This is a genomic window from Pseudomonas sp. NY15435 (assembly GCF_048068295.1).
GTDB lineage: Bacteria > Pseudomonadota > Gammaproteobacteria > Pseudomonadales > Pseudomonadaceae > Pseudomonas.
The window spans coordinates 856,495-870,206 of sequence record NZ_JBLUQA010000001.1; the positions used below are offsets into that span (position 1 = coordinate 856,495).

Below are 13,712 nucleotides of genomic sequence, written 5' to 3' on the forward strand. Positions count from 1 at the left end.
ACGAAGCCGCGTCAATCACTGACGCGGCTTTTTTCATGGTGGGCTCACCCATTGCTGTAAGGCCCGCGAAACACGGGTAGTCGCTCTGGATCGCGGCAAAACACGGAACGCTGGCGTTTCCTACACTGTCCCATGACAGGCGCGCACCCACCGCGCTCAACCCACAAGGAGGGACTGTCATGGGATTAATCGGAACCATCGTCATCGGCCTGATCGTAGGACTCATCGCTCGCTTTCTGAAGCCGGGCGACGACAGCATGGGCTGGATCATGACCATCCTGATCGGCATCGGCGGCTCGCTGCTGGCGACCTATGGCGGCCAGGCACTGGGCATCTATTCGGCCGGACAGGCGGCAGGCTTTATCGGCGCGGTGATCGGCGCCATCGTGCTGCTGGTCATTTACGGCCTGATCAAGAAGAATTGACGGTGATTTCCGGCCCTCTCCCGCTAGGGGGGAGGGTGCTGGAGGAATATCCCGCCTGTGCCCGACCGGGCCTTTCGAGTCCACGATGCGCCGATCATTGCTCGCCTGCTGTCTGATAGTGCTGACTTCCCTGGCGTCCGCCGCCGAACTCCCCGAAACCGACTGGCTTTCCCTGATGCCGCCCAGCGACCGCAAGGCGCTGGAAAACATGCCGGAAATTACCCACAACGGCCCCGAGGCCAACGGCACCTTCACCAACAAGGGCGGGCTGAAACAGACCGACAAGAAGCTGCCGCAGGTGATGTATTCGACCAAAACCGTTGCCGCGCTCAACGGCAAGGCGCTGCGCCTGGGCGGCTACCCCGTGCCCCTGGAAAACGACGCCAAGGGCCGCGTGACCGAGTTCTTCCTGGTGCCCTATCCGGGCGCCTGCATCCACGTGCCGCCGCCGCCGCCGAACCAGATCGTGCTGGTGCGCTACCCCAAGGGGATCCAGATCGACGATATCTACAACCCGATCTGGGTCAGCGGCACGCTGAAGGTCGAAACGGTCAGCAATGACCTGGCAGATGCGGCCTACGCCATCGACGACGCCAAGGTGCGGCCGGTGGAGGAGAGCGACCTGTAAGAGCTCTTCGTAGGAGCGAGCTTGCTCGCGAAGGGGTCTCGCAGCGGGGCACGTGTTCGCGAGCAAGCTCGCTCCTACACGCGCAATAAAAAAGCCCGGCGGATGCCGGGCTTTTTTATTGGAGGGCCGCAGGCGGATCAGCCTTACAGCGGCTCGCTCCAGATCTCCACGCTCATGGTTTCGCTGCGCCCTGGCGCGACGCTCAGGGCGTCGTCCATCACCCGTGCGGTCTCGATGCAGAGCATGTCCTTCCACGCGCCGTCGGCCATCTGCGACAGGCGCGCCGCCTTGTCGATCCAGGGGTTCCATACCACCGCCGAGCGCGAGCCACCGGCCTTGACGTGGATGGCCCGCTCCCAGAGCGGATCGCGGATCACCAGGGTCTTCTCCACATCCAGGTAGATGCGGTCGACTTCGCCAGCGAAGCGCACTACGCCGTGCTGCTGGCGCTCCTCCCAGTTCTGCATCGTGTCGATGTAGCGGTTGCCCTGCAGACCATCGATGACCGCCTCGCGGCAATCGCTGACGGCGAAGTAGGTGTGCAGCGCCTGGCTCAGCGGCAATGGGCTGTCGCCCAGGTTGTGAGTAGTCATTTCCAGGGTCAGGTGCTCGCCGAAGCGCATCACCAGTTCCAGCCGCGCCGCGTGTGACCAGCCCGGCAGGCCCTGGCTGGCATCGAAGCTGAAGTGCACGGAAAGCTGCCCCAGCTCGTCGGCGATGTCGTCCAGTTGCCAGTCCACTGCGCGCACCAGGCCGTGGGCCGGTGGCTTGTCGCCCCGGTAGGCGGTGCGGATTTCCACCGGGTTGCGTTCGAAGACGCCGAACCACGGCCAGCACACCGGCGCGCCGCCGCGCACGGATTGCCCGTGCTTGTACTCGGCGGTCTCGCTCAGCCAGACCACCGGCGGTTGCTCGTGGGGCTGATAGCTCAGCAGTTGCGCGCCCTGTTGGGCGATCAGGGCTTCACCATGGGCGGTGTGGATGCGCCAGCAGGACAGTTGGTCGACCTGCACCTGTTCGACGCGGGGCGTCTGGATTTCGCTGCTCATGGGGGTCTCCGGGACTGCGATGCGAAAGTTTCAGTATCACCGATCCTTCGCGCACCGGGCAGTTCCCGGAGAATGAAAAGATCAGCGCTGGCGCAGGTCTTCGAGGCGTTCCCGTTGCTGACCGTCGGCATCCAGGTTCGCGGCGTCCAGCCAGCGTTCGAAGGCCTGCTGGCAACGCGGCCATTCGCTGTCGATGATGGAGAACCAGGCAGTGTCACGATTGCGGTCCTTCACTACGGTGGCCTGGCGGAAGGTCCCCTCGAAAGTGAAGCCCAGGCGTGCAGCGGCGCGCATCGAGCGGGCGTTGAGCGCATTGCACTTCCATTCCAGGCGCCGGTAGCCCATCTCGAAGGCCCAGCGCGCCAGCAGGTAGACCGCCTCGGTGGAGGCCGGCGAGCGCTGCATCACGCGGCCGTAGGCGATGTGGCCGATCTCGATGCTGCCGTCCTTGGGGAAGATCCGCAGGTAGCTGAGCAGGCCCACCGCGCGGCCGCTCGCGCGGTCGATCACGGCGAAGAACAGCGGGTCATTGCTGGCCGCGTTGCCTGCCAGCCAGGCATCGAAGGGCGCGCGCTCGGCGAAGGGGCCATAGGGCAGGTAGTCCCACAGGACCGGATCGGAGTCCGGGCCTTGCAGCGCCTGCCACAGGTCATCGCCGTGGAGGGCGACGTCCAGTGGGACGAGGTTGATATGGCGGCCGGTCAGGGTGCGGCGCTCGGGGCTGGCGGCGGGGCGCCAGTTCAGCAGGGGTTGGTCGTTCATGGGCGCTCCGGCTCAGAGGACTTTGCGGTACTGGACGAACCCGGAGCGGTCGGCGATCCGGTCGTAGAGGAACATGGCGTCGGTGTTGCTCTCGTGGGTCAGCCAGTGCACCCGCGAGGCGCCATTGGCGCGGGCATCGGCGTAGACGTGCTCGATCAGCGCCGCACCGATGCCGCCACCGCGCTGGCCTTCGGCGACGTACAGGTCCTGCAGATAGACGTAGTCGCCCTGGGTCCAGCAGGAGCGGTGGTAGATGAAGTGCACCAGGCCGATGGCCTCGCCATCGCGCCAGGCGAGGGCGGCATGCATCGGTTCGGCCTCATCGAGAAAGCGCTGCCAGGTGACGGCTGTGGTGGCGTCGTCGATGGTGGTCTTGTAGAAGCGCTGATAACCCTGCCAGAGCGGCAACCAGGCGGCGTGATCATCGGCAGTGATCGGACGGATCTCGACAGCGGAAGACATGGTAAGGACCTTGTGTGCGTTGGGATGCTTCCAGCCTAGGCGCGTAATTGGTTCTGCTAAAGAGCCATTCATGATCAAATAAAAGGAACCATTGCCGCTGTCCTGGATGCTGTCCCATGAGTGTTCCACTGCCTTTCAACCCGTCCGGCATCCGCCTCGATCCCGCTCGCCCGCTGGGGCTGCAACTGTTCCAGGCGCTGCGCGAGCGCATCCTCGACGGCCGCCTGGCTGCCCGCTCGCGGCTCCCGGCCAGTCGGGACCTGGCGGCGTCGCTTAACGTCTCGCGCAATACCGTAGTGCGCGCCTACGAGCAGCTCTACGCCGAGGGCTATATCGAGGGCCGCACTGGCGATGGCACCTATGTGGCCAAGCGCGTGCAGCCCTCGGTCGATGCGCTACGCAACCAGGCGCGCAGCCCGGATGCGCCGTCCCTGGAGCGACTGGCGCGGCATCACCTGCCCATGCCGCCCACCGGCGCGCCACGGGCGTTCCGGGTCGGCGTACCGGCTTTCGACCTCTTTCCCTTCGATACCTGGGCGCGGCTGCAGGCGCGCTTCTGGCGCGACCCGCCGCTGGATTGCCTGGGCTACGGTGACCCGGCCGGCGAGCAGCGCCTGCGCGAACTGGTCGCCGCCTACCTGCGGACTACGCGCGGCCTGCACTGCGACGCCGGGCAGATCATCATCACCAGCGGCGCCCAGCAGGGCATTGCGCTGTGCGCCCAGGTGCTGCTGGCCCCTGGCGATGGTGCGGCCATCGAGAACCCCGGCTACCGCGCCGCCGGCCATGCCTTTGCCACGGCGGGGGCGTGCCTGCACGGCGTACCGGTGGATGCCGATGGCCTCTGTACCGAGCAGTTGGCGCAGTTACCCGATTGCCGGCTGGTCTACGTCACGCCGTCGCACCAGTACCCCACCGGTGTGACCCTTTCGCTGGCGCGGCGCCTGGAGTTGCTGGAGTGGGCCGAGCGCAGCAATGGCTGGATCGTCGAGGATGACTACGACGGTGAGTACCGCTACAGCGGAACGCCACTGATGCCGCTGGCCGCGCTGGATCGCCATGATCGCGTGCTGTACGTGGGCACCTTCTGCAAGATTGCCTTCCCGGCGCTGCGCCTGGGTTACCTCGTCGTACCGCCGGCGCTGGCGCAGGCCTTCGCCCGGCGGCGTGCGCTGGATGTGCGCCATTCCGAGGTAGGCACCCAGCGAGTGATGGCCGACTTCATCGCCGAAGGGCATTTCCAGCGCCACGTCCGGCGCATGCGCCGGGCCGCGCGCAGCCGTCGCGACGCGTTGCTGCGCGGCTGGCCGGAAGTAACAGGCTGCGCGCCGATGCCGACTGTGGAGGCGGGCTTGCACTTGTGCGTGCGGGTCGACAGCCGCGAGCGTGAGCTGGCGTTGGTGCAGCGCGCGGCGGCCGTTGGCGTGGAAGTGAATGCGCTGAGTGATTACTGGCTGCCGGAGTCCGTCGAGCCAGCGGATCAGCGTGCCGGACTGGTGCTGGGCTTCGCGGCGGTGCCGGAGGCGCGGATCGCCGAGGCGCTCAAGGCGTTGCGCAAGGCCTGGGCCTGATTCGGGCATTTGCAAGGCCGAAGAGCCCCTCTCCCCAGCCCTCTCCCTGAAGGGAGACGGAGCGATTCGGCGTGTGCGGAGACCACCAATCTCGCCGGTGTCGCAACAGGGTGCGCTTGATACGGATATCCCCTCTCCCTTCAGGGAGAGGGTTAGGGAGAGGGTTAGGAGCCAAGCCCACAACTCGAAGTTGAACCGAGTTCCCCGTACCTTGTAACCCCGAGCTATTTCCTTAGCTGCCTTACGAAGTTGGCGAGAGCCACTACGCTCCCTAGAATATCGCCCCTCTCGAAAATACCCCGGAGCCGCCATGAGCCTAGCCCTGTCCACCGTCCCCGAGCGCAAGTCGCCTGCGCCCTGGGTCGCCTTCCTCCTGCTGCTGGTGGGCGCACTGTTCCTCGCCCAGCTGGTGAGCGGCCGGCAGGCCCTGCTGTTCCTGGTCGGTGGCGCGCTGGGGCTGACGCTCTACCACGCCGCCTTCGGCTTCACGTCCGCCTGGCGCGTGTTCATCCGTGAGCGCCGCGGTGCGGGCCTGCGCGCGCAGATGGTGATGCTGGCGATCGCGGTGCTGCTGTTCTTTCCAGCACTGGCCGCTGGCACGCTGTTCGGCGAGCCGGTGAAAGGGCTGGTGTCGCCGGCTGGCACGTCGGTCATCGTCGGCGCCTTCATCTTCGGCATCGGCATGCAGTTGGGCGGCGGCTGCGCCTCCGGCACGCTGTTCACCGTGGGCGGCGGCAACGCGCGGATGCTGGTGACGCTGCTGTTCTTCATCATCGGCTCGGTGGTCGCCACCCATCACATCGGCTGGTGGTTCGCGCTGCCATCGTTGCCGCCGACCTCCATCGTGCAGACGCTGGGCCTGTTCCCGGCACTGGCGCTGAGCCTGGCGCTGTTCGCCGGCATCGCGGCCATCAGCGTCGTGCTGGAGCGCCGCCGCCATGGCGTGCTGGAGCTGATCGCCAGCAACGGTGAGCAGGGTGCCGGTCGGCTCTTCCGCGGCCCCTGGCCATTGGTGTGGGGCGCTGTGGCGCTGGCGTTGCTGAACTTCGCCACCCTGGCGCTGGCCGGGCGTCCGTGGGGCGTCACCTCGGCCTTTGCCCTGTGGGGCGCAAAGGCGTTCGAGAGCGTCGGTATCGCCGTCGACCAGTGGGCCTTCTGGCAGGTCGAAGCCAACGCCAAGGCGCTGGCCGCACCGGTCTGGCAGGACGTCACCAGCGTGATGGACTTCGGCATCATGATCGGCGCGCTGCTGGCCGCTGGCCTCGCCGGGCGTTTCGCGCCGAGCCTGAAGATCCCCGCGCGCTCGCTGATTGCGGCGGTGATCGGCGGCCTGCTGCTGGGCTACGGCGCGCGCCTGGCCTACGGCTGCAACATCGGCGCGTACTTCAGCGGCATCGCCTCCGGCAGCCTGCACGGCTGGTTGTGGCTGGTGGCGGCGTTCTTCGGCAACGCGGTGGGCGTGCGCCTGCGGCCGATCTTCTTCCCCGCCGAGCGCGTGGAAGAGCGCCTGACCGGCTGCTGAGTCAGGCCGGGCGGGGCGTCTCGCACTCCGCCCAGTAGGTCTGCTTGTGGCCGCGGGCCTGGTAGTCCCGCGCCAGGGCTTCGGCCTCGGCGCGGGTCAACTGGCGGCGCATGACGAAGCGGTTGCCGTTGTCGTCCAGGCGCAGCAGGCACCAGTCCCGCTGCTCAGGCATTGAAGGTCGAAGTCTTGCGCAGGCGCAGCGCGAGCAGGATCAGCAGGACACCGAAGAACACCGAGTAGGCGCCGATCACCCAGGCCACGGCAATCGCCCCGGCGCCGGGGTTACCGATCATCAGCACGCCGAACAGCACTGACACCGCGCCGGAAAGCCCCAGCCACCACTCGTTCCGCAGCGCCTTGCGCAGGCGGATCGCCGCGATGATCTGCAGTACGCCCATCACCAGCGCCCAGCCGGCGATCAGCATCAGCAGGCCCAATGCGGTCAGCTGCGGCCAGAGGAAGGCGACCAGCCCGGCCGCGATCCCCAGCAATCCCACCAGCACCAGTGGCCACAAGGGCCGGCCGGATTCGCGCATCTGCGCGGCGGCGATCAGGGTGAACAGGCCGTCGACGAAGGCGTATGCGCCGAAGAACAGCACCATCACAGTCAGCACGATGCCCGGCCAGACCATGGCCAGGATGCCGAACAGCAGGGCGGCGACGCCGCGCAGGGCGATCCATTTCCAGTGGCGGCCCAGGGCCTGCCAGAGCGGGTGTTGCGACATGGTGCGATCCTCGCGAGGGGTATGGCTCAAACCATAGTCCCTCGCGTTCTCGATCGCTTGCGCCAAGTCACGCCGTGATCTGTAGGAGCGAGCTTGCTCGCGAACCGAGTTCACCGGCAGCGCCATCGCTGGGCGGTTCGCGAGCAAGCTCGCTCCTACAACGAGAACCCAAAAAAGAAAGCCCGGCACGGGCCGGGCTGTGGAAGGCCCGTCGCAACGGGCAGGTGCCGTCAGGCGACGTCACCGGGGAGAGCGGCTGCGACACATCCGGCGCGGATTCTGCGATCCTTGCGGGTTGGAGTGTGGCGTAGCGATGAACGGTACGGGCCCCGCCATGCGGGCGCCTCGGAGATGTTGATGCAGCGCAGCATATTCTTAGTTGATTGAGCGTTCAATAAAAAACGAATAGACTGGCCCACATTATCGCCGGACGGCACAGGTACGCCCGGCGAAGAGGAGATTGAAAAATGCCCAAGGTCGGTATGCAGCCGATTCGCCGCTCCCAGCTGATCCACGCGACCCTCGAGGCGGTGGACCAGGTGGGCATGAGCGACGCCAGCATCGCCCTGATCGCCCGCCTCGCGGGGGTCTCCAACGGCATCATCAGCCACTACTTCCAGGACAAGAACGGGCTGCTGGAAGCGACGATGCGACATTTGATGTCGGCATTGAGCAAGGCTGTCGCCGAGCGCCGCGCTACCTTGCGCAACGACGAACCGCGCTCGCACCTGCGGGCCATCATCGCCGGCAACTTCGACAGCTCCCAGGTCAACGGCCCGGCCATGAAGACCTGGCTGGCGTTCTGGGCGACCAGCATGCACCAGCCGGCGTTGCGCCGATTGCAGCGGATCAACGACCACCGGCTGTATTCGAACCTGTGCAGCCAGTTCCGCCGCGAACTGCCGCTGGCCCAGGCCCGCAGCGCCGCTCGCGGGCTGGCCGCGCTGATCGACGGCCTCTGGCTGCGGGGCGCGCTCTCGGGCGACGCCTTCGACACCGAGCAGGCGTTGGCGATTGCCTACGACTACCTCGACCAACAACTGGCCAAGCGCCCCGGATAGTGGGCGCAGCCTTGCGCTGACACCGACAAGAGAGGACCACCGCACCATGGCTCGATTCGAAGTACAGAAGCTCTACATTGGCGGTCGCTACGTGGAAGCCACCAGCGGCGCCACCTTCGAGACCATCAATCCGGCCAACGGTGAAGTCCTCGCCCAGGTACAACGCGCCTCGAAGGAAGACGTCGAGCGCGCCGCGCAGGCAGCGGTGGAAGGGCAGAAAGTCTGGGCGGCGATGACCGCCATGCAGCGCTCGCGCATTCTGCGCCGCGCCGTGGACATCCTCCGCGAGCGCAACGACGAACTGGCGGAACTGGAAACCCTCGACACCGGCAAGCCGTTGGCCGAAACCCGTTTCGTCGACATCGTCACTGGTGCAGACGTGCTCGAGTACTACGCCGGCCTGGTGCCTGCCATCGAAGGCGAGCAGATCCCGCTGCGCGACACCAGCTTCGTCTACACCCGCCGCGAGCCGCTGGGTGTGGTTGCCGGCATCGGCGCCTGGAACTACCCGATCCAGATCGCCCTGTGGAAATCTGCCCCGGCCCTGGCCGCTGGCAACGCGATGATCTTCAAGCCCAGCGAAGTCACCCCGCTGACCGCGCTGAAACTCGCCGAGGTCTATACCGAAGCCGGCCTGCCCGATGGCGTGTTCAACGTGCTGACCGGCAGTGGCCGCGAAGTTGGCCAGTGGCTGACTGAGCATCCGGTGATCGAGAAGATTTCCTTCACCGGCGGCACCTCCACCGGCAAGAAGGTCATGGCCAGCGCCTCCAGTTCCTCGCTCAAGGAAGTCACCATGGAGCTGGGCGGCAAGTCGCCGCTGATCATCTTCGAAGACGCCAACCTCGACCGCGCCGCCGACATCGCCGTCATGGCCAACTTCTTCAGCTCCGGCCAGGTCTGCACCAACGGCACCCGCGTGTTCATCCCGCGGAACCTGCAGGCGCGCTTCGAAGCCAAGGTGCTGGAGCGCGTGAAGCGCATCCGCCTGGGCAACCCGCAGGACGAAAACACCAACTTCGGTCCGCTGGTGAGCTTCCCGCACATGGAGAGCGTTCTCTCCTATATCGAGTCCGGCAAGGAACAGAAGGCCCGCCTGCTGTGCGGTGGCGAGCGTGTCACCCATGGCGAGTTCGGCCAGGGCGCGTACGTCGCCCCGACCGTGTTCACCGATTGCCGTGACGACATGACCATCGTCCGCGAGGAAATCTTCGGGCCGGTCATGAGCATCCTCGTCTACGACACCGAAGACGAGGCCATCCGCCGCGCCAACGACACCGAGTACGGTCTCGCCGCCGGCGTCGTCACCCAGGACCTGGCCCGCGCGCACCGGGCGATCCATCGCCTGGAAGCGGGCATCTGCTGGATCAACACCTGGGGCGAGTCGCCGGCCGAGATGCCGGTTGGCGGATACAAGCAATCGGGTGTCGGTCGTGAGAACGGCCTGACCACCCTGGCTCATTACACTCGCATCAAATCCGTACAGGTAGAGCTGGGCGACTACACCTCGGTGTTCTGATCGCCGCGATCGAGCCATGAAAGGCCGGTCGCAGGCATGACTCCCTGACCACCGGCCATCCCTAACACGCAGACACCGGCGCGCACGCGTCGCGGGCGGTGTCGTGCCTGAAAAAGAGGAAGGCCTGCATGTCCCAGGAATACGACTACATCATCATCGGCGCCGGTTCCGCCGGTAACGTACTGGCTACCCGCCTGACCGAAGACGCCGATGTCAGCGTCCTGCTGCTCGAAGCCGGCGGCCCGGACTACCGTGCCGACTTCCGCACGCAGATGCCCGCCGCGCTGGCGTACCCGCTGCAGGGTCGCCGCTACAATTGGGCCTACCTGACCGACCCGGAACCGCACATGAACAACCGCCGCATGGAGTGCGGGCGCGGCAAGGGCCTGGGCGGCTCCTCGCTGATCAACGGCATGTGCTACATCCGCGGCAACGCCATGGACTTCGACGGCTGGGCGCAGGAGAAGGGCCTGGAGGACTGGACCTACCTCGACTGCCTGCCGTACTTCCGCAAGGCCGAGACCCGCGACATCGGCCCCAACGACTACCACGGCGGCAGCGGCCCGGTGAGCGTCACCACGCCCAAGGCTGGCAACAACCCGCTGTTCCACGCCATGGTCGAGGCGGGCGTGCAGGCGGGTTATCCGCGTACCGAGGACCTCAACGGTTATCAGCAGGAAGGCTTCGGTCCGATGGACCGCACCGTCACCCCACAGGGCCGCCGCGCCAGTACCGCCCGTGGCTACCTGGACCAGGCCCGCGAGCGCCCGAACCTGACCATCGTCACCCACGCCCTGACCGACCGCATCCTGTTCAGCGGCAAGCGCGCCATCGGCGCGACCTATCTGCATGGTGATGACAACGCGCTGAAGGAGGTCCGCGCACGTCGCGAAGTGCTGGTTTGCTCCGGCGCCATTGCTTCTCCGCAGTTGCTGCAGCGCTCCGGCGTCGGTCCGGCCGCCTTGCTACGCGACCTGGGCATCGAGGTTGTGCATGACCTGCCCGGAGTCGGCCAGAACCTCCAGGACCACCTGGAGATGTACCTGCAGTACGCCTGCAAGCAGCCGGTGTCGCTGTACCCGGCCTTGCAATGGTGGAACCAGCCGCAGATCGGTGCGGAATGGATGTTCCTCGGCACGGGGCTGGGTGCGAGTAACCAGTTCGAGGCCGGCGGCTTCATCCGCAGCCGCCCGGAATTCGAGTGGCCGAACATCCAGTACCACTTCCTGCCGGTCGCCATTAACTACAACGGCAGCAACGCGGTGAGCGAGCACGGTTTCCAGGCCCACGTCGGCTCCATGCGCTCTCCCAGCCGTGGGCGGATCAATCTGGCATCTCGCGATCCGCGCAAGCACCCGAGCATCCTGTTCAACTACATGTCCTGCGAGCAGGACTGGCAGGAATTCCGCGACGGCATCCGTCTCACCCGCGAGATCATGAACCAGCCGGCGCTGGATCCGTACCGTGGTCGCGAGATCAGTCCGGGCCTGGACAAGCAGAGCGATGCCGACCTGGATGCATTCATCCGCGAGCATGCGGAAACGGCCTTCCACCCGTCGTGCTCCTGCAAGATGGGCGAAGACGACATGGCGGTGGTCGATGGCGAGGGCCGCGTGCACGGTATGCAGGGGCTGCGCGTGATCGATGCGTCGATCATGCCGCTGATCATCACCGGCAACCTCAACGCCACCACCATCATGATGGCCGAGAAGCTCGCCGATAAGGTGCGCGGTCGCCCGTCGCTGCCGCGCAGCACCGCCGACTACTACAAGGCCAACGGCGCGCCGGTGCGCGGAAAACCGCAGCGCTGACTCTGAAAGAAAGAAACGAAGGCAGAGACGAAAACGCCGGCAAGAGAGCCGGCGTTTTCAGTTATCAGCCACGACGCGGAGGAACCGGGCGGGTACGACCGCTGCCGTCGATGGCGACGAAGACGAACACCGCCTCGGTGACCTTGCGCCATTCGCTGGATAGCGGATCGTCGCTCCAAACTTCGACCAGCATGCGGATCGAGCTGCGGCCCACTTCCAGGGTCTGGGTATAGAAGGAGAGCTGCGCGCCGACAGCGACCGGAACCAGGAAGGCCATGCGGTCGATGGCTACCGTGGCCACGCGGCCTCCGGCAATGCGGCTGGACATGGCGGTTCCGGCGAGATCCATCTGCGCCACCAGCCAGCCACCGAAGATGTCGCCAAAGCCGTTGGTCTCGCGCGGCAGGGCGGTGATCTGCAGGGCAAGGTCGCCCTGCGGGATGGGATCTTCTTGTTCAAGCTCGATCATAGGTAAGGGCCTCTTGCCCCCGGCGTACTCATGGTGAGGTTATGGAAAAACTCTCCCAAGACACCTGCCGGCGCAAGGCCTTGGGACAGCTTTTGATCGGCCTGCCAGCATTATATAGAAGCAGGGGCCTGTGCGACGACCGCGGAAATTCGAGAAATTCCCGCGGGCGCGGCCGCTGTGTCGCCTCCGCGCAATTTGCTATGGTGCGGCACCTGCGGCTGCCGGCCGCAGCCTCCTTGCCTGCAGAGATAACAAGCACCATGCCTTCTGTGAACGCTCCTGCCGCGCCCGCGTCACGTCCGTTGACCCGCAGCGACTACAAGACTCTTTCGTTGTCCGCCCTGGGCGGCGCCCTGGAGTTTTACGACTTCATCATCTTCGTGTTCTTCGCCACCGTGGTCGGCAAGCTGTTCTTCCCCGCCGACATGCCCGACTGGCTGCGTCAGTTGCAGACTTTCGGACTGTTCGCCGCCGGCTACCTGGCCCGCCCATTGGGCGGTGTGGTGATGGCGCACTTCGGCGACCTGCTGGGCCGCAAGAAGATGTTCACCCTGAGCATCTTCCTGATGGCTGTCCCGACGCTGATCATGGGCCTGCTGCCGACCTACGCACAGATTGGTATCTGGGCGCCGCTGGCGCTCCTGCTCCTGCGCGTCATCCAGGGTGCGGCCATTGGTGGTGAAGTGCCGGGCGCCTGGGTGTTCGTGGCCGAGCACGTCCCACATCGCCATGTGGGCTATGCCTGCGGCACGCTCACGTCGGGTCTGACCGCGGGCATCCTTATCGGTTCGCTGGTGGCGACCCTGATCAACAGCGTCTACAGCGCCGAGGAGGTTCAAGGCTACGCCTGGCGTATCCCGTTCCTGCTGGGCGGCATCTTCGGCCTGTTCTCTGTCTACCTGCGCCGCTGGCTGCACGAGACGCCGGTGTTCGCCGAACTGCAGCTGCGCAAACAACTGGCCGAGGAAGTCCCGCTGGGCGTGGTGGTGCGTGAGCACCGTCCGGCCATCGTGCTGTCCATGCTGCTGACCTGGGTGCTTTCCGCTGGCATCGTGGTGGTGATCCTGATGACCCCATCGGTACTGCAGACCGTCTACGGCTTCGACGCGGCGACTTCGCTGAAGGCCAACAGCGTGGCGATCGTCTGCCTGAGCGTGGGCTGTATCCTTTCCGGCCGTCTGGCCGATCGCTTCGGCGCAGGTCGCACCTTTATATATGGAAGCATTCTGCTGGGCGTTGTCTCCTGGACTTTCTATACCAGCTTGAAGGTACACCCGGACTGGTTGTTCCCGCTGTATGCGGTCACCGGCCTGTGCGTCGGCGTCATCGGCGCGGTGCCTTACGTGATGGTCAACGCCTTCCCGGCGGTAGTGCGCTTCACCGGCCTGTCCTTCTCCTACAACCTGGCATACGCCATCTTCGGTGGCCTGACGCCCATGGTTGTCGCCCTTCTTATGAAAGAAGACCCGCTGGGTCCGGCCTACTACGTGGTCGCCCTGTGCGTGGTTGGCTTGCTGGTGGGTACCTATCTGCTGCGCCAGGAGCGTCGACTGGTAGGGCAGGGGATGGCGGCAAACTGATCGAGCGGACAGTTTTTTGAAGAAAGTTTAAATTAGTCGTTGACGGCCCATTTAAACTCCCTATAATGCGCACCACTCCCAGCGACGAAGCGCTGAAAGAACTTGAAAATCAAGTACTTACAGAGATT

At 65.7% G+C, this 13,712-nt stretch carries 14 protein-coding genes; 8 read left to right on the forward strand and 6 right to left on the reverse strand.

Annotated features, from left to right (window positions below; translation table 11 throughout):
• Positions 1 to 179: 179 nt before the first annotated feature.
• Complete coding sequence (locus tag ACNFH5_RS03990; RefSeq protein ID WP_169935442.1) at positions 180 to 425, forward strand: GlsB/YeaQ/YmgE family stress response membrane protein; 246 nt, start codon at positions 180 to 182, stop codon at positions 423 to 425.
• Between the two features lie 85 nt (positions 426 to 510).
• Positions 511 to 1,053 (forward strand): DUF3299 domain-containing protein, encoded by a 543-nt coding sequence (locus ACNFH5_RS03995; protein WP_416744342.1) that lies wholly within the window; start codon positions 511 to 513, stop codon positions 1,051 to 1,053.
• A 143-nt stretch (positions 1,054 to 1,196) separates the two neighbouring features.
• On the opposite strand, the gene ACNFH5_RS04000 is transcribed toward ACNFH5_RS03995, so the two are convergent.
• The 3 genes from ACNFH5_RS04000 to ACNFH5_RS04010 all read right to left on the reverse strand — a co-directional run bounded on the left by ACNFH5_RS04000 (position 1,197) and on the right by ACNFH5_RS04010 (position 3,326).
• Entirely contained in the window at positions 1,197 to 2,102 is a 906-nt protein-coding gene (locus tag ACNFH5_RS04000; protein ID WP_416744344.1) for a D-hexose-6-phosphate mutarotase, read from the reverse strand.
• A gap of 81 nt (positions 2,103 to 2,183) precedes the next feature.
• Positions 2,184 to 2,864 carry a GNAT family N-acetyltransferase gene (locus tag ACNFH5_RS04005; RefSeq protein ID WP_416744346.1) on the reverse strand — a complete coding sequence of 227 codons (681 nt, stop codon included), beginning with the start codon at positions 2,862 to 2,864 and terminating at the stop codon, positions 2,184 to 2,186.
• A gap of 12 nt (positions 2,865 to 2,876) precedes the next feature.
• Entirely contained in the window at positions 2,877 to 3,326 is a 450-nt protein-coding gene (locus ACNFH5_RS04010) for a GNAT family N-acetyltransferase (RefSeq protein WP_416744348.1), read from the reverse strand.
• A 116-nt stretch (positions 3,327 to 3,442) separates the two neighbouring features.
• Here ACNFH5_RS04010 and ACNFH5_RS04015 point away from each other — a divergent pair, with 116 nt between their 5' ends.
• Positions 3,443 to 4,897: a PLP-dependent aminotransferase family protein gene (locus ACNFH5_RS04015; RefSeq protein ID WP_416744349.1), complete on the forward strand. Its 1,455-nt coding sequence runs from the start codon at positions 3,443 to 3,445 to the stop codon at positions 4,895 to 4,897.
• 310 nt (positions 4,898 to 5,207) lie between these two features.
• Positions 5,208 to 6,419: a YeeE/YedE family protein gene (locus tag ACNFH5_RS04020; protein WP_416744351.1), complete on the forward strand. Its 1,212-nt coding sequence runs from the start codon at positions 5,208 to 5,210 to the stop codon at positions 6,417 to 6,419.
• Position 6,420: 1 nt separating this feature from the next.
• On the opposite strand, the gene ACNFH5_RS04025 is transcribed toward ACNFH5_RS04020, so the two are convergent.
• Both ACNFH5_RS04025 and ACNFH5_RS04030 read right to left on the reverse strand, forming a co-directional pair.
• Positions 6,421 to 6,591, reverse strand: coding sequence for a hypothetical protein (locus ACNFH5_RS04025; RefSeq protein WP_416744352.1), 171 nt, complete (start codon positions 6,589 to 6,591; stop codon positions 6,421 to 6,423).
• A complete protein-coding gene (locus tag ACNFH5_RS04030; RefSeq protein WP_416744353.1) occupies positions 6,584 to 7,144 on the reverse strand; it encodes an HdeD family acid-resistance protein in 561 nt (186 codons plus the stop codon). The genes ACNFH5_RS04025 and ACNFH5_RS04030 overlap by 8 nt, the downstream gene beginning before the upstream one ends.
• 467 nt (positions 7,145 to 7,611) lie before the next feature.
• Here ACNFH5_RS04030 and betI point away from each other — a divergent pair, with 467 nt between their 5' ends.
• The 3 genes from betI to betA all read left to right on the forward strand — a co-directional run bounded on the left by betI (position 7,612) and on the right by betA (position 11,535).
• Complete coding sequence (betI, locus tag ACNFH5_RS04035) at positions 7,612 to 8,205, forward strand: transcriptional regulator BetI (RefSeq protein ID WP_045214133.1); 594 nt, start codon at positions 7,612 to 7,614, stop codon at positions 8,203 to 8,205.
• Between the two features lie 46 nt (positions 8,206 to 8,251).
• A complete protein-coding gene (gene betB, locus ACNFH5_RS04040) occupies positions 8,252 to 9,724 on the forward strand; it encodes a betaine-aldehyde dehydrogenase (RefSeq protein ID WP_416744354.1) in 1,473 nt (490 codons plus the stop codon).
• Positions 9,725 to 9,852: 128 nt separating this feature from the next.
• The gene (gene betA, locus ACNFH5_RS04045) at positions 9,853 to 11,535 is read left to right on the forward strand and encodes a choline dehydrogenase (protein ID WP_416744356.1); all 1,683 of its coding nucleotides are present in this window, start codon (positions 9,853 to 9,855) and stop codon (positions 11,533 to 11,535) included.
• A gap of 64 nt (positions 11,536 to 11,599) precedes the next feature.
• On the opposite strand, the gene ACNFH5_RS04050 is transcribed toward betA, so the two are convergent.
• Positions 11,600 to 12,004: an acyl-CoA thioesterase gene (locus ACNFH5_RS04050; RefSeq protein ID WP_017521585.1), complete on the reverse strand. Its 405-nt coding sequence runs from the start codon at positions 12,002 to 12,004 to the stop codon at positions 11,600 to 11,602.
• A 260-nt stretch (positions 12,005 to 12,264) separates the two neighbouring features.
• Between ACNFH5_RS04050 and ACNFH5_RS04055 the strand changes: the two genes are divergently transcribed.
• Positions 12,265 to 13,584 carry an MFS transporter gene (locus tag ACNFH5_RS04055; protein WP_416744357.1) on the forward strand — a complete coding sequence of 440 codons (1,320 nt, stop codon included), beginning with the start codon at positions 12,265 to 12,267 and terminating at the stop codon, positions 13,582 to 13,584.
• Positions 13,585 to 13,712: the final 128 nt, after the last annotated feature.